The sequence below is a fragment of the Aeromicrobium senzhongii genome (assembly GCF_014334735.1).
Lineage (GTDB): Bacteria > Actinomycetota > Actinomycetes > Propionibacteriales > Nocardioidaceae > Aeromicrobium > Aeromicrobium senzhongii.
Genome location: NZ_CP060587.1, coordinates 452,643 through 475,964, shown reverse-complemented (window position 1 = coordinate 475,964; position 23,322 = coordinate 452,643). Strand labels below are relative to the sequence as shown.

The window sequence follows — 23,322 nt, the reverse complement described above, 5'->3', positions numbered from 1 at the left end:
TCTCTCACTTCGCCTTCTCGAGGATCTCGACGATGCGCCAACGCTTGGTGGCCGACAGCGGACGCGTCTCCGACAGGAGCACGCGGTCGCCGATGCCGGCCTCGTTGGCCTCGTCGTGAGCCTTCAGCTTGATGTTGCGGCGCAGGACCTTGCCGTACAGAGGGTGCTTGAAGCGCTCCTCGATGCTGACGACGACGGTCTTGTCCATCTTGTCGCTGACGACCAGACCCTCGCGGATCTTACGTGCGGCGCGCTCGTTGCTCACTTCGTTGTCCTTCGTGCTCATGCCTTCGCCCCCTCATTCGGCAGCGGCTCGATGATGCCGAGCTCGCGCTCACGGATGACCGTGTAGATGCGCGCGATGTCCTTGCGCACCGTGCGCAGACGCGCGGTGTTGTCGAGCTGACCGGTGGCGTTCTGGAAGCGCAGGTTGAACAGCTCCTCCTTGGCCTCCTTCAGCTTCGCGGCCAGGTCATCGGCGGTGAGGTCGCGGAGTTCTGCGGCGTTGCTTGCCATCACAGGTCTCCTGTCTCGCGGGTGATGAAGCGGGCCTTCATCGGCAGTTTGTGAATCGCGCGGCGCATCGCCTCACGGGCGACCTCCTCGGTGACGCCCGAGAGCTCGAACATCACGCGACCGGGCTTGACGTTGGCGACCCACCACTCGGGCGAGCCCTTACCGGAACCCATGCGGGTCTCGGCGGGCTTCTTGGTCAGCGGGCGGTCCGGGTAGATGTTGATCCAGACCTTGCCGCCACGCTTGATGTGACGGGTCATGGCGATACGAGCGGACTCGATCTGACGGTTGGTCACGTAGTGACCCTCGACGGCCTGGATGCCGAAGTCGCCGAAAGCGAGCTCCGTGCCTCCCTTGGCCATGCCACGCCGCTTGGGGTGGTGCTGCTTGCGGTACTTGACGCGACGGGGCATCAACATCAGGACTCAACTCCTTCGGTGGCCGCAGGAGCGGCCGCGGGAGCCGCCTCGGCGGCAGCCGGCGCGGCAGCGGGAGCGGCGTCACGAGCGGGGCGGCGGCCGCCACGCTCTCCACGACCGGGACGACGGCTGCCGGGAGCAGCAGCGCGACGGGCCGCTTCGGCCTCGCGCTCGGCCCGGGTACCGGCGACCTCGCCCTTGTAGATCCAGACCTTCACGCCGATGCGGCCGAAGGTCGTCTTGGCCTCGTAGAAGCCGTAGTCGACGTCGGCGCGCAGCGTGTGCAGCGGGACGCGACCCTCGCGGTAGAACTCCGAGCGGCTCATCTCGGCGCCGCCGAGACGACCCGAGCACTGGATCCGGATGCCCTTGGCACCGGAGCGCATCGTCGTCTGCATCGCCTTGCGCATGGCACGGCGGAACTGCACACGACCGGAGAGCTGCTCGGCCACGCCCTGCGCGACGAGCTGCGCGTCCATCTCGGGCTGCTTGACCTCGAGGATGTTCAGCTGGACCTGCTTGCCGGTCAGCTTCTCGAGGTCGCCGCGGATGCGGTCGGCCTCGGCGCCACGACGGCCGATCACGATGCCCGGACGAGCCGTGTGGATGTCCACACGGACCCGATCGCGGGTGCGCTCGATCTCGACGCGGCTGATGCCGGCGCGGTCCATGCCCTTGGTCAGCAGGCGACGGATCTTGACGTCCTCACCGACGTAGCTGGAGTACAGCTTGTCGGCGTACCAACGGCTCTTGTGATCCGTGGAGATGCCCAGGCGGAAACCGTGCGGGTTGATCTTCTGACCCATGTCAGTTGCCACCCTTCTTCTCATCGGTTGCGGGTTCGACGACCACCGTCAGGTGGCTCGTGCGCTTGAGGATGCGGTTGGCCGCACCCTTGGCGCGGGGGCGCCAGCGCTTCATCGTCGGACCCTCGTCGACCATCACCGTGGTGATGACCAGGGTCGAACGATCCAGACCCTCGGTGGTCTCGGCGTTCGCGGCTGCCGAATCGACCAGCTTGTAGAAGTTCTCGGCCACAGCCTGCGGCTGGAACTTCAGCATGGTCAGGGCATCCTCGACGCGCGAGCCGCGGATCAGGTCGGCGACACGGCGGGACTTCTGCGCGGTGACACGCACGTAGCGCGCCACGGCGAAGGCTCCGGGACGGTCGCCGAGCAGGCGCGCGCGGCGCTCGCTCACGTTGTCGCGGGTAGTGGCACTCATCGGCGCTTCGCCTTCCGGTCGTCCTTCTCGTGGCCCTTGAACGTGCGGGTGGGAGCGAACTCCCCCAGCTTGTGGCCGACCATCGAGTCGGTGATGAACACGGGAACGTGCTTGCGGCCGTCGTGCACGGCGATCGTGTGTCCGATGAAGGACGGCAGGATCATCGAGCGGCGCGACCACGTCTTGATCACGTTGTGGGTCTCGGCTGCGTTCTGGGCGTCCACCTTCTTCTCAAGGTGGCCGTCAACGAAGGGACCCTTCTTCAAACTACGAGGCATCTTTTTCTCCAGGTCCTCTCTCAGCGGCCGCTCTTGCGACGGCGGACGATCATCTGGTCGCTGGCCTTGCGCTTACGCGTACGGCCCTCGGGCTTGCCCCACGGGCTGACCGGGTGACGGCCACCGGAGGTCTTGCCCTCACCGCCACCGTGCGGGTGGTCGATCGGGTTCATGGCGACACCACGGACGGACGGGCGCTTGCCCTTCCAACGGTTGCGGCCGGCCTTGCCCCAGTTGATGTTCGACTGCTCGGAGTTGCCCACCTCACCGATGGAGGCGCGGCAACGCACGTCGACGTAGCGCATCTCGCCGGAGGGCAGACGCAACTGCGCCTTCGAGCCCTCCTTGGCGACGAGCTGCACCTTGGCGCCGGCCGAGCGGCCCATCTTGGCGCCGCCGCCCGGACGCAGCTCGATCGCGTGGATCGTGGTGCCGACCGGGATGTTGCGCAGCGGCAGGTTGTTGCCGGGCTTGATGTCAGCACCGGCACCGGCCTCGACGGCCATGCCCTGCTTCAGGCCCTCGGGCGCGATGATGTAGCGCTTCTCGCCGTCGGCGTAGTGCAGCAGCGCGATACGGGCGGTGCGGTTGGGGTCGTACTCGATGTGAGCGACCTTGGCCGGCACGCCGTCCTTGTCGTAACGCTTGAAGTCGATCACGCGGTAGGCGCGCTTGTGGCCGCCACCCTGGTGACGGGTGGTGATCCGGCCCTGGTTGTTGCGGCCGCCCTTCTTGGGCAGCGGCTCGACCAGCGACTTCTCGGGCGTGGTGCGGGTGATCTCGGCGAAGTCCGCCACGCTCGAGCCGCGACGGCCCGGGGTGGTGGGCTTGTACTTGCGAATAGCCATGTCAGTCAGTCCTTCAGCTCGGGCTCGAGAAGATGTCGATGCTCTGGCCGGCGACCACGCTGACGACGGCGCGCTTGGTGTCCTTGCGCTTGCCGACACCGTTGCGAGTGCGACGGGCCTTGCCCTTGCGGTTGATCGTGTTCACACCGGTGACCTTGACCCCGAAGATCTCCTCGACGGCGATCTTGATCTGGGTCTTGTTGGCGTCCGGGTGGACCAGGAACGTGTACTTGTTGTCGTCGAGGAGGCCGTAGCTCTTCTCGCTGACGACCGGGGCGATCAGGACGTCCCGGGCGAAGGTTCCGTGGTTGGTCATCAGTTCTCCTCCTGGGCCTCGGCGCCACCGGCGGGAGCGAAGCCAGCGGCCTCGGCGCTCTCGACGGAGTCGAACCAGACCTCGGCGACCGTCTGGTCGTACCACTGGCTGTCAGGCGTGTGGTACTTCTTCGAGTTCTCGTTGCCCTTGATCTCGTGACCCTTGGGCGCGTTGCCGCTGGCGAGCGGCGCCTTCGAACCCGGGCCGTACGGCTGGGTCTTCGTGGCGCCGGCCTTGGGCTCGTCCGCCGGGGCGGTCTCGACCGGGGCGGTCTCGGCCTGGGCCGCGACCTTCTTGGCCGTCTTCTTGGCCGGCTTGGCCGCGGGGGCGTCGGACTCGACGACCGCCTGGCTCAGCTTGACCGTGTCGACACCCTCAGCCGAGCGCGCCGCCACGAAGGCGTCGAACGCGGCCTTGGTGAACACCACGTCGTCGGCCAGCAGCACGTCGTACGTGTTGAGCTGGTCGAAGGTGATCGTGGCGATCAGCTCGGCGTTGCGCAGGCTCTTGGCCGTCACGGCGTCGTCGCGGTCCAGGACCACGAGCACGCGGGGACGGATCGTGAGGTCGCGCACCACGGCGAGCGCTGCCTTGGTCGACGGCGCGTCACCGGTCACGAAGGACTCGACGACGTGCAGACGGCCACTGCGGGCCCGGTCGGTGAGGGCACCGCGCAGGGCGGCGGCCTTCATCTTCTTGGGCGTGCGCTGGTCGTACGAACGCGGCGTGGGGCCGTGAACGACGCCACCACCGTTGTACTGGGGCGCGCGGATCGAGCCCTGACGGGCGCGGCCGGTGCCCTTCTGGCGGTACGGCTTCTTGCCGCCACCACGGACCTCGCCGCGCGACTTGACGTCGTGCGTGCCCTGACGGGCGGCGGCGAGCTGTGCGGTGACGACCTGGTGCATCAACGGAATGCTGACGCGGGCGTCGAAGATGTCGACGGGCAGGTCGACGTCGATGGTCTGTGCCATGTCGGTCAGGCTCCCTTCGCAGCGGAGCGGATGACGACGAGAGCGCCCTTGGCCCCGGGCACAGCGCCCTTGACCAGGATGAGGCCCCGCTCGGTGTCGACCGCGTGGACGGTGAGGTTCTGGGTGGTCACGGTGTCCGTGCCCATGTGGCCCGCCATGCGCAGACCCTTGAAGACACGGCCCGGGGTGGCGCAGCCACCGATCGAGCCGGGCTTGCGGTGGTTGCGGTGCGCGCCGTGCGAGGCGGAGACGCCGGCGAAGCCGTGACGCTTCATGACGCCGGCGAAGCCCTTGCCCTTGCTGGTGGCGGTCACGTCGACCTTGTCACCGGCGGCGAAGATCTCGGGCGAGATCTCCTGGCCGAGGGTGTAGTCGGCGACGGCCTCCGTGCGGATCTCCACGATGTGGCGGCGCGGCGTGACGCCGGCCTTCGCGAAGTGGCCCGCCTGGGGCTTGTTCAGCTTGCGTCCGTCGACCTCGCCGTAGCCGAGCTGGATGGCGCTGTAGCCATCGGTCTCGCGCGTCCGGATCTGGGTGACGATGTTCGTGGAGGCCTCGAGGACGGTCACCGGGACGACCCGGTTGTTCTCGTCCCAGACCTGCGTCATCCCGAGCTTGCGGCCGAGAAGGCCGCGCGCGGTGAGTGTGCTGCTGCTCATGGTGTGCGTCCCTCCCTCAGAGCTTGATCTCGATGTCGACGCCGGCCGGCAGGTCGAGTCGCATGAGCGAGTCGACGGTCTTGGGCGTCGGGTCGATGATGTCGATGAGCCGCTTGTGGGTGCGCATCTCGAAGTGCTCGCGGCTGTCCTTGTACTTGTGCGGCGAACGGATGACGCAGTACACGTTCTTCTCCGTCGGAAGCGGCACGGGGCCGGCGACCTTGGCGCCGGTCCGGGTCACGGTGTCGACGATCTTCTTCGCCGAGGAGTCAATGACCTCGTGGTCGTAGGCCTTGAGCCGGATACGGATCTTTTGTCCCGCCATGCTCTCGCTCGTCCTTTACGTTCGTCTTCGCCAGCCCCCGGGTTCGGGGTAGGCATGCCCCCGTCTCCGTTCCCCGAGGTCGGGCGTGTCGCGGTGCCTGCGGGGCACAGAGGAACACACACTTCTCGAGTTAGGTGGTTGGACCGGCTCCGCCCCGCGATGCGGTGCGGCTGGCCGGACAACATGGACTCGGGTTCGGCTCGTGCGTTGAGCTGGGCGTGAGTTCCCAACCGCAGGAGCCACCGCGAACATGCCGGGGCAACCTGACCATTCTGACAGACATCTCCCGGAGTTTCCAAATCGGGGCCTGTGGAACGTCGTCGGCCTCGTCACACCCGCCCCGGGACGGTGACCTACCGGTGGCGGTGACTCTCGTTCTCGAGGTGGCCCGCCGGCTCCAGCTGGAAGGTCGAGTGGGCCACGTCGAAATGACCGCTGAGGCACTCGCCGAGCTGGTCGAGCACCGCGTGGGCGTCGCCCATGTCGACCACGCTCTCGTCGACGACGACGTGGGCGCTCATCACCGGCATCCCGCTGGTGATGGTCCAGACGTGGAGGTCGTGGACGTCCACGACACCGCGGACGCCGAGGATGTGGTTCCGCACGGCGTCGAGGTCGACATCGCGCGGGCTGGCCTCGAGCAGGACCTCGGCGACGTCACGCAGCAGCGAGACGGCACGGGGCACGATGAGTGCGGCGATCAGCAGGGACGCGAGCGGGTCCGCCGGGTACCAGCCCGTCGCGAGGATGACGACGGCCGACCCGATGACCGCCACGGAGCCCAGGGTGTCGCCCATGACCTCCAGGTAGGCGCCCCGCACGTTCAGGCTCTCTTGGGCGCCGGAGCGCAGCACGAGCAGCCCGACCACGTTGACGACCAGGCCGACGACGCCGGCGGCGAGGACCCAGCCGCCCTCGATCGCGGGCGGATCCTCGAGCCGTCGCACGGCGCCGATCACGATGGCGACACACAGACCGATCAGGATCAGGGCGTTGAGTCCGGCGGCCAGCACCTCCGTGCGATGGAAGCCGTAGGTGCTGCGCGCCCCCGCGGGTCGCTGGGCCACCGCGATGGCCGCCAGCGCGAGGACCAGGCCGAACGAGTCGCTGAGCAGGTGGCCGGCGTCGGCGAGCAACGCCAGCGAGCCGGTCACGAGGCCCACGACCACCTGCAGGACGAGGACCGAGAGTGTGAGCGCCAGGACGAGTCCGAGGCGTCCTCGGTGCTTCACTCCGGCGCCGTGCGCGTGATCATGGCCCACACCGCGAGGCTACCGGGCGGCGCGGCGGCGCCGGAAAAAGAAAGAACCCCCGAGGCCGAAGCCTCGGGGGTTCCTCACGCAGTGCGTGTCAGATCAGATCACTTGTGGATCTTGGTGACACGGCCGGCGCCGACGGTACGGCCGCCCTCGCGGATGGCGAAGCGCAGGCCCTCCTCCATGGCGATCGGCTGGATCAGCACGACCGACATCTCGGTGTTGTCGCCGGGCATGACCATCTCGGTGCCCTCGGGCAGCGTGACGACGCCGGTGACGTCCGTGGTGCGGAAGTAGAACTGCGGACGGTAGTTGTTGAAGAACGGCGTGTGACGGCCACCCTCCTCCTTGGACAGGATGTAGACCTGACCATCGAACTCCGTGTGCGGGGTGGTCGAACCGGGAGCGATCACGACCATGCCGCGCTCGACGTCCTCACGCTTCGTGCCACGCAGCAGCAGGCCCACGTTCTCGCCGGCCTGGCCCTCGTCGAGCAGCTTGCGGAACATCTCGATGCCCGTGACGGTCGTCGTCTGCTTGTCCTCGCGGATGCCCACGATGTCGACCGTGTCGTTCACCTTGACGATGCCGCGCTCGATACGACCCGTGATGACGGTGCCACGACCGGTGATCGTGAAGACGTCCTCGACCGGCATGAGGAACGGCTTGTCCGTCTCACGCGGGGGCAGCGGGATGTACTCGTCGACCGCGTTCATGAGCTCGAGGATCGACTCGGCCCACTTCTCGTCGCCGGTCAGGGCCGGGTGGGCCGCAACCTTGACGACGGGAACGTTGTCACCGTCGAAGTCCTGCTCGTTGAGCAGCTCGCGAACCTCGAGCTCGACGAGCTCCAGGATCTCCTCGTCGTCGACCATGTCGCACTTGTTGAGCGCCACGACCATGGCCGGCACGCCGACCTGGCGGGCGAGCAGCACGTGCTCACGCGTCTGCGGCATCGGGCCGTCGGTGGCGGCGACCACGAGGATCGCGCCGTCCATCTGAGCCGCGCCGGTGATCATGTTCTTGACGTAGTCGGCGTGGCCGGGGCAGTCGACGTGCGCGTAGTGACGGTTCTCGGTCTGGTACTCGACGTGCGAGATCGAGATCGTGATGCCGCGCTGACGCTCCTCCGGAGCCTTGTCGATCTGATCGAAGGCCGAGGCCTCGTTCAGATCGGGGTACTTGTCGTGCAGCACCTTGGTGATCGCCGCGGTCAGCGTCGTCTTGCCATGGTCGATGTGACCGATGGTGCCGATGTTCATGTGCGGCTTGGTCCGCTCGAACTTCGCCTTAGCCACTGGGGCCCTCCTGGTTTTGGTGTATCTAGATCTTGTTGACTGAAACGCCGTGTGGAACGCGTCGGAGCGAACCTCTGGCAACCCTACGCGATGGGTCCGAAGCTCATTCGCCGCGGGCCTTCTTGATGATCTCTTCGGCCACGGCCTTGGGGACCTCGGCGTAGGAGTCGAACTGCATCGAGTACGACGCGCGGCCTGAGGTCTTCGACCGCAGATCGCCCACGTAACCGAACATCTCGGACAACGGCACGAGCGCCTTGATCATCTTGGCGCCGCCGTAGCCCTCCTCCATGGACTGAACCTGTCCACGTCGGGAGTTGAGGTCGCCGATCACGTCGCCCATGTAGTCCTCGGGCGTCGTGACCTCGACGGCGAACATCGGCTCGAGGAGAACCGGGTTCGCCTTGCGAGCGGCCTCCTTGAAGGCCTGGTTGCCGGCCAGCTTGAACGCGAGCTCGCTGGAGTCGACGTCGTGGTAGGCGCCGTCCTCGAGGGTGAACTTGACGTCGACCATCGGGTATCCGGCGAGCACGCCGAACTCCATGGCGGCCTGGCCACCGGCGTCGACCGAGGGGATGTACTCGCGCGGGACGCGACCACCCGTGACCTCGTTGACGAACTCGTAGCCACCCTCGCCACCGGCGTCGGGGCCATTGGGCGCGAGCCCGATGACGACCTTCGCGAACTGACCCGAACCACCGGTCTGCTTCTTGTGCGTGTAGCTGTGACCGGTGACCGTGCCACGGATGGTCTCGCGGTAGGCGACCTGCGGCTTGCCGACGTTCGCCTCGACCTTGAACTCGCGCTTCATGCGGTCGACGAGGATGTCGAGGTGAAGCTCGCCCATGCCGGCGATGATCGTCTGACCCGTCTCCTCGTCCGTGTGGACCTGGAACGTCGGGTCCTCCTCGGCGAGCTTCTGGATGGCGACGCCCAGCTTCTCCTGGTCGCTCTTGGTCTTCGGCTCGATCGCGACCTGGATCACCGGATCCGGGAAGGTCATCGACTCGAGCACGATCGGGTGGGCCGCGTCAGCGAGCGTCTCACCGGTGGTGGTGTCCTTGAGGCCCATGACGGCCACGATCTGGCCGGCGCCGACCGACGCGATCTCCTCACGCTTGTTGGCGTGCATCTGGTAGACCTTGCCGACCCGCTCCTTGCGGCCCTTCGTGACGTTGAGCACCTGCGTGCCCGCCTCGAGGCGACCGGAGTAGACACGCACGAAGGTCAGCTTGCCCAGGTGCGGGTCCGTGGCGATCTTGAACGCCAGGCCCGAGAACGGAGCGTCGTCCGACGGCGCACGCGTGTCGGTCTTCGTCTCGTCCTTCGGGTCGAGGCCGACGATGTCGCCGACGTCGATCGGGCTGGGCAGGAAGTCGACGACCGCGTCGAGCAGGGGCTGGATGCCCTTGTTCTTGAACGCGGTACCGCAGAGCACCGGGTTGAGCTTGGCAGCCAGCGTCGCGCGCCGGATGGCGGCCTTGAGCACGTCGACGGAGATGTCGGCACCCTCGAGGAACAGCTCGGCGAAATCGTCGTCGACGTCAGCCAGCGTCTCGAGCATGGCCTCGCGGGCCTCCTCGGCGGCGGCGACCATGTCGGCCGGGATCTCCTCGACGGCGTAGTCCTCGCCGATCGTCGTCTCGCCGCGCCACGTCAGGGCACGCATGCCGATCAGGTCGACGACACCCAGGAAGTCGGACTCGGCGCCGATCGGCATCTGCAGGACGAGGGCCGTGGCGCCGAGGCGCTCACGGATCGTCTTGACGCAGAAGTCGAACGAGGCGCCCGTGCGGTCGAGCTTGTTGACGAAGCACATGCGCGGGACGCCGTACTTGTCGGCCTGACGCCAGACCGTCTCGGACTGCGGCTCGACACCGGCGACACCGTCGAACACGGCGACGGCGCCGTCGAGGACGCGCAGCGAGCGCTCGACCTCGACGGTGAAGTCGACGTGACCGGGGGTGTCGATGATGTTGATCTGGTGCTTGTTCCACCAGCAGGTCGTCGCGGCCGACGTGATCGTGATGCCGCGCTCCTGCTCCTGCTCCATCCAGTCCATCGTGGCGCCGCCCTCGTGGACCTCACCGATCTTGTAGGTGATGCCGGTGTAGAACAGGATGCGCTCGGTGGTGGTGGTCTTACCGGCATCGATGTGCGCCATGATGCCGATGTTGCGGACCTTGGTCAGGTCGGTGGTGATGTCGGTTGCCACGTGTGGATCAGCCTTTACAGAAGTGGTTCGGTGGGAGAGCGCAACGACGTTGCGCCCAGGATCACCAGCGGTAGTGGGCGAACGCCTTGTTGGCTTCGGCCATCTTGTGGGTGTCCTCGCGCTTCTTCACGCTGGCACCGAGACCGTTGCTGGCGTCGAGCAGCTCGTTCATGAGGCGCTCGGCCATGGTCTTCTCGCGACGCTCGGAGCTGTACTTGACGAGCCAGCGCAGCGCGAGGGTGGTCTGACGGTTCGGACGGACGTCGACCGGCACCTGGTAGGTGGCGCCACCGACACGGCGGCTCTTGACCTCCAGGGCGGGCTTGACGTTGTCGAGCGCGCGCTTGAGCGTGATGACCGGATCGGTGCCGGACTTCTCACGCGTGCCCTCGAGGGCGGTGTAGACGATGCGCTGCGCGACCTGCTTCTTGCCGTCGAACAGAACCTTGTTGATCAGCTGGGTGACCAGCTGGCTGCCGTAGACCGGATCAGTCTCGATCGGACGCTTCGGAGCGGGACCCTTACGAGGCATCAGCTCTTCTCCTTCTTCGCGCCGTAACGGCTGCGAGCCTGCTTGCGGCCCTTGACACCCTGGGTGTCGAGCGAGCCGCGAATGATCTTGTAGCGAACACCGGGGAGGTCCTTCACACGACCACCGCGAACGAGCACGATCGAGTGCTCCTGCAGGTTGTGGCCCTCGCCGGGGATGTAGGCGGTCACCTCGGTGCCACTGGAGAGCCGGACGCGGGCGACCTTGCGCAGCGCGGAGTTCGGCTTCTTCGGGGTCGTGGTGTACACGCGGGTGCACACGCCGCGCCGCTGGGGCGAACCCTTGAGGGCCGGCGTGTTGGTCTTGACGACCTTGCTCTGGCGGCCCTTGCGGACAAGCTGGTTGATGGTGGGCACTATGCCTCTTCCTGGGAGAATTCTCCCGTTACATCGCGGGCGCGCATGCCGCCTCGCAGGTCTTCCTCGATCTCCACCGCGGCGGTATCCGACCGCCGTGGTCACGGATCATCGGGCCAGGGGCCCTTGTCCGTTCGAACGTCGCGCCGACTCACATCGGGCACGGCTCCCCATCTTACCTGAGCCCGCCGCGTCGGGACAAATCGCCTCGGCTCGCGGGCCAGCGCCAGGATGCGGTCAGCACACGCGGGGGCCGGCCAACCACGCCTCGGCGGCGCCCGACGGAGCGACGGTGGACGCAGGCGCCCTCCCCCACACGGCGAGGTAGAGGTCGGTGGCCGTGCCCACGGCCTCCCCCTCGACGTCGATCTCGCGCTGCACCAGGCGCGGCGCGGCTTGGGGGTCGTCCTCGTCCGGGGCCACGATCCAGGTGCGGTCCAGGTCCGTGGCGACGAGACGGATCGGCGCGTCCACGTGGGGGCGCCGGCCGCGGTCGGTCATCCGCCGGCCGAAGACCCGGATCGCCTCGGCGATGCCGTCGGCGGCCACCTCGGGGTCGACGTCCCACGTGTGCTCGGGTCGCCCGCACGCCTGCAGCAGGTCGACGCGGTGGATGCAGGTCTCGTGCAGCTGTCGTCGGGGCCAGAAGGCCGCCACCTCGTCGATGCGCGCGAAGTTGGGCACCGGCTCATCGGGGTCGACGGCCTGGAGCGCGGCGATGAGGGCGGTCGCCGTCCCGGCGTACCACTCGTCGAGCGGCTCGGTCGCCGTCACGGCCGGCTCATCGGCGATCCGCCGTCCCGACAGCACGATGGCGGCGGCCCACCGGCGGATGGCGCCCAAGTGCGTGACCAGGTCCGCGGTCGTCCACCCCGGAGCGGCGGTCACCCTCTGGTCAGCGCTCCCCCAGCAGGAGCTGAGCCAGGTGGACGGCCCGGACGTCGGCGAGGTCCTCGAGCTGCGTGCGGCAGCTGAAGCCGTCCGCCACGACGATCGCGTCCGGCCCGGCCTCGCGCACGGCGGGCATGAGCTGCAGCTCGGAGACGGCCACCGACACCTCGTAGTGCCCCTTCTCCACCCCGAAGTTGCCCGCCAGTCCGCAGCAACCGCCCACCCGCTTGACCGTCGCGCCCGTACGCGCGAGCAGCTGGAGATCGGCGTCGAAGCCCATCACGGACGACTGGTGGCAGTGCGGCTGCACGACCAGGGTGCGGCCCGTGAGGTCGGGCACCTCGAGCTGCTCCCGGTCACGCAGCAGCTCGGCCAGCGTGAAGACCCCGCGGGCGACCTCGGCGGCCCGGGGGTCGTCGACCAGCTCGACGGCGTCGGTGCGCAGGACGGCCAGGCACGACGGCTCCAGACCGACCACGGGGATGCCTTGCGCGACGAACGGGTGCAGCTGCTCGACCGCCGCACCGGCCAGCTTCGCGGCGTGATCGAGCTGGCCGGTCGAGATCCACGTCAGGCCGCAGCACTGCTGCCGCTCGAGGAATCGCACCTCGTACCCGGCGGCCTCGAGCAGCCGCACCGCGGCGCGACCGGCTTCGGTGGAGAAGTACTCGGTGAACGAGTCGGCCCAGACCAGCACCGGATCACCGCCGACGGCCGGCTCGCGGTCGGCCATCTCGCGCGAGAACGTCCGCGGCGCGAACGCCGGGATGTTGCGACGCTGGTCGATGCCCGCGACCCAGCGCGCCAGGTGAGCGATCCCGGGCAGGCGCAGGGCCATGTTCGACAGCCGCGCCAGCGGGGCACCGAGGCGGGCCCACATCGGCAGGCGACCAAGGATGTAGTGGCTGCGCGGACGCAGTCGGCCCCGGTACGTCTGGTGCAGGACCTCGGACTTGTAGCTGGCCATGTCCACCCCGGTGGGGCAGTCGCCCAGGCAGCCCTTGCACGACAGGCACAGGTCGAGCGCCTCGTGCACCTCGGGACTCGACCAGCCCTGACCGACGAGGCGGCCGTCGACCATCTCCTGCAGGACCCGCGAGCGACCCCGGGTGGAGTCCTTCTCGTTGCGGGTCGCCTGGAACGACGGGCACATGACCCCCGCGGCGGGCGCGGCCAGACACTTGCCGACACCCGTGCAGCGGTGCACGGCGGCACCGAAGTCGCCGTGGTCGTGCAGCAGCTTCAGTCCCTTGCGAGTTCCCGGCAGACCTGCGGGCCAGCCCGCGCCCAGCGTGCGCAGGTCGGCGTCGAGGGGACGCGGACGGACCAGCACGCCGGGGTTCAGCAGGTCCTCGGGATCGAAGACGTGCTTGACCTGCTCGAACAGGCCGATGGCCTCGGGCGAGTACATCAGCGGCAACAGCTCGGAGCGGGCCCGACCGTCGCCGTGCTCCCCCGAGAACGATCCGCCGTGCGAGGCCGCCAGCGTCGCCGCGTCGGTGAGGAAGGAGCGGAACCCCCGGTGCCCGTCCGGCGCGTCCAGGGGGAAGTCGATGCGCACGTGCACACAGCCGTCACCGAAGTGACCGAAGAGGGTGCCGTGCAGGTCGTGCTGGGCGAGCAGGTCCTCGAACTCGCGCAGGTAGACACCGAGGTGCTCGGGCGGGACCGCGGCGTCCTCCCAGCCGGCCAGCGCCGGACGGTCCCACGCACGCGAGGCGAGTCCGGCACCCTCCTCGCGGATCCGCCACAGCACCGACTGCTCGATCGGCGACGTGACGTGCCGGTGCCCCAGGGCGCCCGATGCACGGACGACCCGGTCGGCCCGTGCGCGCAGCTCGGCGGCGTCGTCACCGGCCAGCTCGACGTAGAGGAACCCGTCGCCGTTCGGCAGGTCGGGGACCGAGGAGACGCCGTGAGCCGCTCGGTAGACCTCGACGATGCGCCCGCCCAGTCCCTCGCAGGCGATCGGCTCGAAGGGCAGGATCGCGGGGACGTGGTCGGCGGCCTCGGCCATGGACGCGAAGGACAGCACCACGAGGTGGCGCACCGGCGCGTCCTGCACGAGGTCGACGGTCGCTCCCAGGGTGACGGCGAGCGTCCCCTCGGTGCCGGCCATGAACGAGGCGACGTCGAAGCCCCGCTCGGGCAGCAGGTGCTCGAGGCTGTAGCCCGAGACCTGGCGGCCGAACCGCCCGAACTCGGTGCGCACGGTCGAGAGGTTGGCACCGACCAGCGAGCGCAGTCCCTGGAGACGGTCGGACGTCACCGCCACGTCCCGGCCGACCTGGAACCGCTCCCCCGCCATCGTCAGCAGGTCGAGCGCGGCCACGTTGTCGGCGCTGCGGCCGTACCCGAGAGCCCGGTTGCCGCAGGCGTTATTGCCGATCATGCCGCCGACGGTGCATCGGGTGTGGGTCGAGGGGTCGGGTCCGTAACGCAGCCCGAGCGGCGCGGCCACGCGCTGCAGGGCGGCGTGCACGACGCCGGGCTGCACCTCGGCCGTGCGGGTCGCCTCGTCGATCGCGAGGATCCGGTTCATGTGGCGCGAGAAGTCCAGCACGACACCTGTACCGACCGCGTTTCCGGCGATCGAGGTTCCGGCGCCGCGCGACGTCAGCGGCGTTCCCGTCGTCCGGCACGCCTCGACCACGGCGTGGACCTCGTCGAGGTCGTGCGGTCGCACCACGACGGTCGGCTCGACGCGGTAGAGCGAGGCGTCCGAGCTGTAGAGCGCCCGCGCCAGCGAGGAGGAGTCGACGTCGCGCACGCCGGCTCGCTCGAGTGCCGCCACGACGTCACCGGTGGTGTCGAGGCGGTCGTCCAGGCCGGGCGTGGTCATCGCGGTCCTTCGTCAGAGTCGTCCGTCAGTAGCATGCTACTGCCTGCTGCCGCGACCGCTGCACGCACCGGCGCGGCCCACCGGCGATCGACGACCTCGTCGCGAGCCGCCACCTGTCCCATCAGCAGGGTGCCGGTGTGCTCGAGGTGATCGGCCATCGCACCGGCGGCCTGCTCGGGCTCGCCCCGCCCGATGGCATCGGCCACGGGCGCGTGCTCGGCGACGACCTCGGCCAGGGGGCGCGAGCGACCGAACGTCGAGACCCCGCGTGCCTGGATCGAGTCGCGCAGCCGCGCCACTTCGGCCTCGAGCCGGGTGTTCTGCGACGCGGAGGCGATCAAGGCGTGGAAGTCCCGGTCGACCCGAGTGAAGTCGGCCTCGCGGCCGGCCCGCGCGTGCTCACGCGTGACCTCGATGTTCGTGACCAGCGCGGAGCGCAGGATCGCGTCCGCGCGACGGGCGGCGGCCGCGGCGGCCGGCACCTCCAGCAGGAGCCGCAGCTCGAAGACCTCACGGACGTCGGCAACCGTCACGCCGCGGATGCGGATGCCCCGGTTGCGCTCGACCTCCACGAGGCCCAGGTCCGCCAGACGCAGCACCGCCTCACGCACCGGCGTGCGCGACACGTCCAGCTGTTCGGACAGCCGGTAGATCGAGTGCTGCGAGCCCGCGGCCAGGTCGCCGCCGACGATGCGCTCGCGCAGCAGCGCGAACACCCGGTCGGCCGCGGTGGGACGTGCCGTCACGCGCGCGCCGTCACCACAGCTCGACCGAGCCGGACAGGATCGTGACGACGTCGTCCTCCGTCACCTCGCGGGGAGCGGTCGCCAGCAGGCGCTGCTGCTTCAGAGTGCCCTCGGCCAGCGACGGCAGGTCGGACTCGCCGAACCCGAGCTCGGCGAGCCCGGACGGGACGCCCACGTCGCGCATCACCGCCGTGAGCACCGTCGGCAGCAGCTCGGCCGGATCGTCGGTCATGACGGCGTCCGGGTCCAGCAGCCGGGCCGCACGCACGTGCCGGTCCGGCGCCGCCTCGAACGTGAAGCGGAACGCCGCCGGCGCGGTCATCGAGACGGCCATGCCGTGGGGCACCAGGCCGTGGCCCGTGGTGCCGTCGGGCTTCGGGTAGTCGTCCGGGTGGAAGTCGCCCACCTGGCCGGCGATCGGGTAGGCGTTGGCGTGCGGGATGTGCACTCCGGCGTTGCCGAACCCCAGACCGGCGAAGGTCGCCGCCATCGCCATCTGCTCCCGCGCGGCCACGTCGTCCCCGTGACGGACCGCCTCGCGGAACGCCGTGCTCATGAGGGTCAACGCCTTCTCGGCCCACAGGTCGGCGATGGGGTTGGAGCCGCAGTACGGCACCCGCTCCTGCGGGGCCTTGGCCTCGTACGAGGTGAAGGGGCGCGCCGTGTAGCTCTCGAGCGCGTGGCACAGGATGTCCAGCCCCGATGCGGCCGTGACCCCCGCCGGCTGCGTGATCGTGAGCTCGGGGTCGACCACCGCGTACGTCGGACGCAGCGCGGCGTGCGAGATGCCGGTCTTCACGTGCTGCGCCACGACGTCCAGCACGCAGATGGTCGTGCTCTCGCTGCCCGTGCCCGTCGTGGTGGGGACGGCGATGAGCGGCAGCAACGGCTTGGCCGGCGCCTGCCCACGGCCGACCGGGACGTTGACGTAGTCCATCAGCTCGCCCTCGTTGGTCAGCAGCAGGTTGACCGCCTTGGCGGTGTCGATGCTGCTGCCTCCGCCGAACGCGATCACGACGTCGAACGGGCCGTGGGAGCGGGCGAAGTCGATGGCCGTGTTGAGGCTGGCGTCCGTCGGCTCGATGCGAGTGCCGTCGAACACGATGGCCTCGACGCCTGTCGCCTCGATGCGGTCGGCGAGCTCCTGGGGCGCGCCCGTGGCCGCGACCCCCGGGTCCGTCACCACCAGGACCCGGCTCGCGGCGAATCGACCGAGGTCGTGCGCGATCTCGTGACGGGCGCCCGGTCCGAACTTCAAGGCGGGGGCACCGTAGGTGAAGATGGACTCGGGCTGGCTCGGCGCGAACATGGACAGAACCATACGACGCCACCCGGTATCCTCGGGAGGTCCACATCTACCGAGGGATTCGATGCGTCGTCTGACTGCCGCCATCGCCGCGACAGCGGCGCTGCTGATCTTGACCGGGTGCACCTCCACTGGGGCGATCCCCAGCGCCGATCGCACGACCACTCCCCCGGGAATCGACTCCCACGAGTCCGGTCCGGCCAGCCCGATCGGATACGGCATCAGCGTGCCGGACGGGGCGACCCAGCTCGGCCCGTTGGTGCGCTACCGCAGCGAGCGCCTCATCGACGCGTACAAGCCCGAACTGGACGCCGTGCGTGCCGAGCAGGCGCTCGAGGAGGCCGCGGAGGCGGAGGAGGACGGCGAGGCCACCGAGCCCACGCCGACACCGACGCCCACGCTCGACACCCGGCCCGAGGGTGACCTCTTCGAGGACCTCGACGATCCGCCGCGTCCGGACACCTTCGTCTCGCTCATGCGCGTCGACGGCAACCCGACGCTCGTCCTGCGCCGGATGCTGGCCGACCTCTCCGTGCTGCTGCCCGAGGCCGAGATCGTCACCGACGACCTGGCCGCGTACTGCAAGGCCACCGATCGGCGGATCACCGGCTGCAAGCTCGACGTCACCGGGGTGAGCCCCGGTGGCCGCGACCTGCACGTGGTCCTGACGGTCGACCCGGGCCGGGTCCCCACCCGCACGGGCAACTACGCCTCCCTCGAACGTCCTGTCATGACGCTGTCGCTGGCCTACGTCGGCGACCCGCGCACGGGCCAGGAGGAGCGCTCTCCCGAGGACCTGGCCGACCCGCCGAAGGTCGAGGACACCGACGAGAAGACGGGCTGGATCTGGCCCAAGATGGACGAGGACGCGCCCGAGCTGGTGCTCGACGGGTACACCCCGCCCACGAGCGCGACGGTCCTGCTGTCCGGGGAGCGCCCGGCGTTCGCCACGATGACCACCCCGCGGGCGTCCATCGCGACCGAGATCGCGACGGCGTTCACCCAGGGACGGGTCCCGGAGGCGGCGCTGAAGCGCGACGTCGTCGCCGACCTCAACGAGGTCATCATCACGACGTGGGGCACCGGGGCCGACGGCCGCCGGATCCGCACGGTGCACACGCTCTCGGCGCGCGGCAACTACCTCGCGCTGTTCGTCGACCCGACGGTCTGAGCCTCCTCTCGCGGCAGGTTCACCGGGCTGTCCTCGGGCGGCCGAGCAACTAGAGTCGAGGGCGATGAGCCGACTCGACCCCCTGCCGATCAGCACGACCACGCCCAAGGAACGCGTCGCCTACCTCGACAACGCCCGGTACTGGGTGATGCTCCTGGTGGTGGTCGGCCACTCACTGACCGAGCTGGTCGTGATGGACTCGGCCCGCGGCGTCTACACGTGGATCTACGCCTTCCACATGCCGTTCTTCGTGCTGATCTCGGGTTACACGGCCCGCCACTACGTCGGCGACTTCCGCCAGATCAGGCGCATCGTGTCGACCCTGATCGTCCCGTACCTGATCGTCGAGACCGGCCTGCAGCTGATCACCCGTCACTACGACGGCGAGCCCGAGCACTGGATGATCCTGTCGCCGCAGTGGCTCGGCTGGTTCCTGGCCGCCCTGTTCATCTGGCGGCTGACCACCCCGATCTGGCGGGCGCTGAAGTACCCGATCACGACGGCCGTCCTGATCTCGCTGCTGTCGGGCCTCATCGAGATCCCGAACGTGCTGGCCCTGCCCAAGGTCCTGGGCCTGCTGCCGTTCTACGTCATCGGGCTCCACTTCGATCGCGACCTGTTCCTGCGCCTGGGCCGCGCCCGGATCCGGGCGGCCGCCGTCGTGCTGCTGGCAGCCACGTTCGTGCTGTGCCAGCTGTACGCGCAGTCGTGGGCCGACCGCTGGCCCACCACGTGGCTGCTGTGGAAGGCCCGCTACGACGAGCTCGACGCCGGCCCGGTGGAGGGCATCGCCACGCGGGCCGCCCTGCTGGTGATCGCATTCGTGCTCACCTTGGCGGCGCTCTCACTGGTGCCTCGTGCCCGCTCCTGGACCACGACGCTGGGTGGCCGCACGTTCTACTGCTACCTGCTGCACGGGTTCATCATCGTGTGGCTCGACCGGCACTTCCGGCTCTGGGAGCGGATCGAGCCGTACGGCGCCACCGCCGTCCTGGGCTGCATCGTCGTCGCGATCATCGTCGCCAACGTCTTGATGACCAAGCCCGTGGCCACGGTGTTCCGGCCCGTCTTCGAGCCGCGCCTCACGTGGATGTTCCGCGACCCGCAGGAGGACACCTACCACCGCGGCGCCCACCCCGACGTGTGGGACCGAGGCGTCGACGAGGCGCTGCCGCCGCACCTCGACGTCCCGCTCAGCCCGCGGCTGCGCTGACCGCCTGCGGCTGCCCGCCATGACGGAGCCGGGCATGACGAAGGGGCCCTGCCGGATCGGCAGGGCCCCTTCGCGGTGACTCAGTGACTCAGCTGTCGAAGCTGAAGTCGTAGTCGTCCAACGCCACCGGCGCCGCGTCCGATGCTCCGAACTGGTAGTCGAAGCTGTCGTAGCCGGTGACCGCGTAGGCGTTCTGACGCGCCTCTTCGGTCGGCTCGACCCGGATGTTGCGGTACCGATCCAGGCCGGTGCCTGCCGGGATCAGCTTGCCGATGATGATGTTCTCCTTCAGACCGCGCAGCGAGTCCGACTTGCCCTGGATCGCGGCCTCGGTGAGGACGCGGGTCGTCTCCTGGAAGGAGGCGGCCGACAGCCAGGACTCGACGGCCAGCGAGGCCTTCGTGATGCCCATCAGGACCGGACGACCGGAGGCGGGGGTGCCGCCCTCGGCCACCACGCGACGGTTCTCCTCCTCGAAGACCGCGCGGTCCGCGAGGTCGCCGGGGATGAGTCGCGCGTCGCCCTGCTCGATGACCGTCACGCGACGGAGCATCTGGCGGACGATGATCTCGATGTGCTTGTCGTGGATCGCCACGCCCTGGCTGCGGTAGACCTCCTGGACCTCGTCGACCAGGTGCTCCTGAGCCTTGCGGACACCCAGGATGCGCAGAACCTCCTGCGGATCCGGAGTACCGTGCGTCAGCTGCTGACCGACCTCGACCGAGTCGTTGTCCTGGATCAGCAGGCGCGCGCGCTTGGTGACCGGGTACTCGATCGGCTCGCCACCGTTGTCCGGCGTGACGACCAGCTTGCGGCCCTTGTCCGAATCGTCGATCGTGACACGACCGGCTGCCTCGGTGATCGGCGCCTTGCCCTTGGGCTGACGGGCCTCGAAGAGCTCGACGACGCGCGGCAGACCGTGGGTGATGTCGTCACCGGCCACACCACCGGTGTGGAAGGTACGCATCGTCAGCTGGGTGCCGGGCTCACCGATCGACTGGGCCGCGATGGTACCGACGGCCTCGCCGATGTCGACGAGCTTGCCGGTGGCCAGCGAACGGCCGTAGCACTTGGCGCACGTGCCGGTCTTGGCGTCGCAGGTCAGGACCGTGCGCACCTTGATCGTCTCGACGCCCGAGGCGATGAGGTGGTGGATCTCGACGTCGCCGAGGTCCTCGCCTGCACCGACCAGCACCTCACCGGTCTCCGGGTGGACGATGTCGACCGCCGCGTTGCGGGCGTAGGCCGACGTCTCGACGTTCTCGGCGGCGACGAGCGTGCCGTCGTCGAGTCGCGTCGCGATCGTCTTGGGCAGACCGCGCTCGGTGCCGCAGTCCTCCTCGCGGATGATGACGTCCTGGCTGACGTCGACCAGACGACGGGTCAGGTAACCCGAGTCGGCCGTACGCAGCGCGGTGTCGGCCAGGCCCTTACGAGCACCGTGGGTCGCGATGAAGTACTCGACGACCGACAGGCCCTCGCGGTAGTTCGCCTTGATCGGGCGCGGGATGATCTCGCCCTTCGGGTTCGCCACCAGGCCTCGCATGGCGGCGATCTGACGCAGCTGCATCATGTTGCCGCGAGCACCGGAGTTGACCATCATCCAGATCGGGTTGTCCCCGCTGGCCTTGAACAGCTCCTCCATCGTCGAGGCGACCTCGGCCGTGGCCTGGGTCCAGATCTCGATGAGCTCCTGGCGACGCTCGTCCTCGGTGATCAGACCGCGGTCGAACTGCTGCTGGACCTTGGCCGCCTGACCCTCGTACTTCTCGAGGATCTCGACCTTGTCCTGCGGGCTGACGACGTCGTCCATCGAGATGGTGACACCCGAGCGGGTCGCCCAGTGGAAGCCGGCGTCCTTCAGGTTGTCCAGCGCCACCGCCACGTCGACCTTGCTGTAGCGCTCGGCGAGGTCGTTGACGATGACACCGAGCTCCTTCTTGCCGACCTGGAAGTTCACGAACGGGTAGTCCGCGGGCAGCGTCTCGTTGAAGATCGCCCGGCCGAGCGTGGTCTCGCGGATCTCGCCGTCGATGCGGATCTTGACCTTGCTCTGCAGCGTGATCTCGCCACGCTCGAACGCCATCGTCGCCTCGGAGGTCGAGCTGAAGGCACGACCCTCGCCCACGTGACCCTCACGGTCGAGCGTGAGGAAGTACAGACCGATGATCATGTCCTGGGTGGGCATGGTGACCGGTCGGCCGTCCGACGGCTTCAAGATGTTGTTCGTCGAGAGCATCAGGATGCGGGCCTCGGCCTGAGCCTCGGCCGACAGCGGCAGGTGCACGGCCATCTGGTCACCGTCGAAGTCGGCGTTGAACGCCGAGCACACGAGCGGGTGGATCTGGATGGCCTTGCCCTCGATCAGCTGGGGCTCGAACGCCTGGATGCCCAGACGGTGCAGCGTGGGCGCGCGGTTGAGCAGCACGGGGTGCTCGGTGATGACCTCTTCGAGGACATCCCACACGACCGGCCGAGCACGCTCGACCATGCGCTTGGCGCTCTTGATGTTCTGCGCGTGGTTCAGGTCGACCAGGCGCTTCATCACGAACGGCTTGAACAGCTCGAGCGCCATCTGCTTGGGCAGACCGCACTGGTGCAGCTTGAGCTGCGGGCCGACGACGATGACCGAACGGCCCGAGTAGTCGACGCGCTTGCCGAGCAGGTTCTGACGGAACCGGCCCTGCTTGCCCTTCAGCATGTCCGAGATCGACTTCAGGGGACGGTTGCCCGGACCCGTGACGGGACGGCCACGACGGCCGTTGTCGAACAGCGAGTCGACGGCCTCCTGCAGCATCCGCTTCTCGTTGTTGACGATGATCTCGGGCGCGCCGAGGTCGAGCAGTCGCTTGAGGCGGTTGTTGCGGTTGATGACGCGGCGGTACAGGTCGTTCAGGTCGCTGGTGGCGAAACGGCCACCGTCGAGCTGGACCATCGGGCGCAGCTCCGGCGGGATGACCGGGACGGCGTCCAGGACCATGCCCGCGGGGTTGTTCTCGCTGCCCATGAACGCCGAGACGACCTTGAGCCGCTTCAGGGCACGCGTCTTGCGCTGGCCCTTGCCGGTCGCGATGATCTCGCGCAGCGACTCGGCCTCGGCCTCGAGGTCGAAGTCCTGCAGGCGCTTCTGGATCGCCGCAGCGCCCATGTAGCCGTCGAAGTACTTGCCGAAGCGGTACTGCATCTCGCGGAACAGCATCTCGTCACCCTCGAGGTCCTGGACCTTGAGGTTCTTGAAGCGGTCCCAGACCTCCTGGATGCGCGCGATCTCACGGTCGTGACGATCGCGCAGCTGGCCCATCTCACGCTCGGCCGCATCGCGGACCTTGCGCAGCTCGGCCGCCTTGGCGTCCTCGGCCTCGAGCGCCGCGGTGTCCTCCTCGAGCTTGAGGGCTCGGGAGTTGATCGCGTCGTTCTTGCGGTTCTCGATCTGGTCGATCTCCTGGCGGATCTTGGCCTCGAGGCTGTCGAGGTCACGATGACGCGCGTCCTCGTCGACCGAGGTGATCATGTAGGCCGCGAAGTAGATGACCTTCTCGAGGTCCTTCGGAGCCAGATCCAGCAGGTAGCCCAGACGGCTGGGCACACCCTTGAAGTACCAGATGTGCGTGACCGGGGCGGCGAGCTCGATGTGGCCCATCCGCTCACGGCGGACCTTCGAGCGCGTCACCTCGACGCCGCAGCGCTCACAGATGATGCCCTTGAAGCGCACGCGCTTGTACTTGCCGCAGTAGCACTCCCAGTCCCGGGTGGGACCGAAGATCTTCTCGCAGAAGAGTCCGTCACGCTCGGGCTTGAGCGTGCGGTAGTTGATCGTCTCCGGCTTCTTGACCTCACCGAACGACCAATTGCGAATGTCGTCGGCGGTCGCGAGACCGATCTTGATCTGATCGAAGAAGTTCACGTCGAGCACGGTGTC

The 23,322-nt window shown here is 68.6% G+C and carries 23 protein-coding genes; 2 read left to right on the top strand and 21 right to left on the bottom strand.

All coding sequences use genetic code 11. From position 1 onward, the window contains the following. Positions 1-4: 4 nt before the first annotated feature. From rpsQ to H9L21_RS02295, 20 genes are all read right to left on the bottom strand, one after another. The gene (rpsQ, locus tag H9L21_RS02390; protein ID WP_154595844.1) at positions 5-286 is read right to left on the bottom strand and encodes a 30S ribosomal protein S17; all 282 of its coding nucleotides are present in this window, start codon (positions 284-286) and stop codon (positions 5-7) included. Further along, positions 283-516, bottom strand: coding sequence for a 50S ribosomal protein L29 (gene rpmC / locus H9L21_RS02385; protein WP_154595845.1), 234 nt, complete (start codon positions 514-516; stop codon positions 283-285). Before rpmC ends, rpsQ begins: the two co-directional genes overlap by 4 nt. Further along, on the bottom strand, positions 516-935 hold the full coding sequence (gene rplP, locus H9L21_RS02380; RefSeq protein ID WP_154595846.1) for a 50S ribosomal protein L16: 420 nt from the start codon (positions 933-935) through the stop codon (positions 516-518). The genes rpmC and rplP overlap by 1 nt, the downstream gene beginning before the upstream one ends. After that, the gene (rpsC, locus tag H9L21_RS02375; protein WP_154595847.1) at positions 935-1,741 is read right to left on the bottom strand and encodes a 30S ribosomal protein S3; all 807 of its coding nucleotides are present in this window, start codon (positions 1,739-1,741) and stop codon (positions 935-937) included. The genes rplP and rpsC overlap by 1 nt, the downstream gene beginning before the upstream one ends. A gap of 1 nt (position 1,742) precedes the next feature. After that, positions 1,743-2,159, bottom strand: a complete 417-nt coding sequence (rplV, locus tag H9L21_RS02370; protein WP_154595848.1) for a 50S ribosomal protein L22 — start codon at positions 2,157-2,159, stop codon at positions 1,743-1,745. Further along, a complete protein-coding gene (gene rpsS / locus H9L21_RS02365; RefSeq protein WP_078699126.1) occupies positions 2,156-2,437 on the bottom strand; it encodes a 30S ribosomal protein S19 in 282 nt (93 codons plus the stop codon). Before rpsS ends, rplV begins: the two co-directional genes overlap by 4 nt. A 20-nt stretch (positions 2,438-2,457) precedes the next feature. Then, a complete protein-coding gene (gene rplB / locus H9L21_RS02360; protein ID WP_154595849.1) occupies positions 2,458-3,285 on the bottom strand; it encodes a 50S ribosomal protein L2 in 828 nt (275 codons plus the stop codon). A gap of 13 nt (positions 3,286-3,298) precedes the next feature. Then, positions 3,299-3,601 carry a 50S ribosomal protein L23 gene (gene rplW, locus H9L21_RS02355; protein WP_154595850.1) on the bottom strand — a complete coding sequence of 101 codons (303 nt, stop codon included), beginning with the start codon at positions 3,599-3,601 and terminating at the stop codon, positions 3,299-3,301. Then, positions 3,601-4,575: a 50S ribosomal protein L4, sunset domain variant gene (rplD, locus tag H9L21_RS02350; protein ID WP_154595851.1), complete on the bottom strand. Its 975-nt coding sequence runs from the start codon at positions 4,573-4,575 to the stop codon at positions 3,601-3,603. Before rplD ends, rplW begins: the two co-directional genes overlap by 1 nt. A gap of 5 nt (positions 4,576-4,580) precedes the next feature. Further along, a complete protein-coding gene (gene rplC, locus H9L21_RS02345) occupies positions 4,581-5,234 on the bottom strand; it encodes a 50S ribosomal protein L3 (protein WP_154595852.1) in 654 nt (217 codons plus the stop codon). 16 nt (positions 5,235-5,250) lie between these two features. Next, the gene (gene rpsJ / locus H9L21_RS02340) at positions 5,251-5,559 is read right to left on the bottom strand and encodes a 30S ribosomal protein S10 (RefSeq protein ID WP_078699131.1); all 309 of its coding nucleotides are present in this window, start codon (positions 5,557-5,559) and stop codon (positions 5,251-5,253) included. Between the two features lie 353 nt (positions 5,560-5,912). Beyond that, positions 5,913-6,821 (bottom strand): cation diffusion facilitator family transporter, encoded by a 909-nt coding sequence (locus H9L21_RS02335; RefSeq protein WP_187411724.1) that lies wholly within the window; start codon positions 6,819-6,821, stop codon positions 5,913-5,915. 98 nt (positions 6,822-6,919) lie between these two features. Further along, positions 6,920-8,113: an elongation factor Tu gene (gene tuf, locus H9L21_RS02330; protein ID WP_187411723.1), complete on the bottom strand. Its 1,194-nt coding sequence runs from the start codon at positions 8,111-8,113 to the stop codon at positions 6,920-6,922. A 103-nt stretch (positions 8,114-8,216) separates the two neighbouring features. Next, complete coding sequence (gene fusA, locus H9L21_RS02325) at positions 8,217-10,328, bottom strand: elongation factor G (RefSeq protein ID WP_187411722.1); 2,112 nt, start codon at positions 10,326-10,328, stop codon at positions 8,217-8,219. 61 nt (positions 10,329-10,389) lie between these two features. Next, the gene (gene rpsG, locus H9L21_RS02320) at positions 10,390-10,860 is read right to left on the bottom strand and encodes a 30S ribosomal protein S7 (protein WP_146825783.1); all 471 of its coding nucleotides are present in this window, start codon (positions 10,858-10,860) and stop codon (positions 10,390-10,392) included. Next, positions 10,860-11,234, bottom strand: coding sequence for a 30S ribosomal protein S12 (gene rpsL, locus H9L21_RS02315; protein WP_019143662.1), 375 nt, complete (start codon positions 11,232-11,234; stop codon positions 10,860-10,862). The genes rpsG and rpsL overlap by 1 nt, the downstream gene beginning before the upstream one ends. A 237-nt stretch (positions 11,235-11,471) precedes the next feature. Further along, positions 11,472-12,122, bottom strand: a complete 651-nt coding sequence (locus H9L21_RS02310; protein WP_154595853.1) for a maleylpyruvate isomerase family mycothiol-dependent enzyme — start codon at positions 12,120-12,122, stop codon at positions 11,472-11,474. A 7-nt stretch (positions 12,123-12,129) separates the two neighbouring features. Further along, positions 12,130-14,967: an FAD-binding and (Fe-S)-binding domain-containing protein gene (locus tag H9L21_RS02305; protein ID WP_154595854.1), complete on the bottom strand. Its 2,838-nt coding sequence runs from the start codon at positions 14,965-14,967 to the stop codon at positions 12,130-12,132. Beyond that, on the bottom strand, positions 14,964-15,713 hold the full coding sequence (locus tag H9L21_RS02300) for a GntR family transcriptional regulator (RefSeq protein ID WP_154595855.1): 750 nt from the start codon (positions 15,711-15,713) through the stop codon (positions 14,964-14,966). The genes H9L21_RS02305 and H9L21_RS02300 overlap by 4 nt, the downstream gene beginning before the upstream one ends. 10 nt (positions 15,714-15,723) lie before the next feature. After that, positions 15,724-17,022, bottom strand: coding sequence for a hydroxyacid-oxoacid transhydrogenase (locus H9L21_RS02295; RefSeq protein ID WP_154595856.1), 1,299 nt, complete (start codon positions 17,020-17,022; stop codon positions 15,724-15,726). 61 nt (positions 17,023-17,083) lie between these two features. On the opposite strand from H9L21_RS02295, the gene H9L21_RS02290 reads away from it, so the two are divergent. Continuing rightward, positions 17,084-18,190: a hypothetical protein gene (locus tag H9L21_RS02290; protein WP_154595857.1), complete on the top strand. Its 1,107-nt coding sequence runs from the start codon at positions 17,084-17,086 to the stop codon at positions 18,188-18,190. Positions 18,191-18,254: 64 nt separating this feature from the next. Beyond that, positions 18,255-19,403, top strand: a complete 1,149-nt coding sequence (locus tag H9L21_RS02285; RefSeq protein WP_154595858.1) for an acyltransferase family protein — start codon at positions 18,255-18,257, stop codon at positions 19,401-19,403. Between the two features lie 88 nt (positions 19,404-19,491). Here the strand turns inward: H9L21_RS02285 and H9L21_RS02280 are convergent, their stop codons facing one another. Next, positions 19,492-23,316, bottom strand: coding sequence for a DNA-directed RNA polymerase subunit beta' (locus H9L21_RS02280; RefSeq protein WP_187411721.1), 3,825 nt, complete (start codon positions 23,314-23,316; stop codon positions 19,492-19,494). Positions 23,317-23,322: the final 6 nt, after the last annotated feature.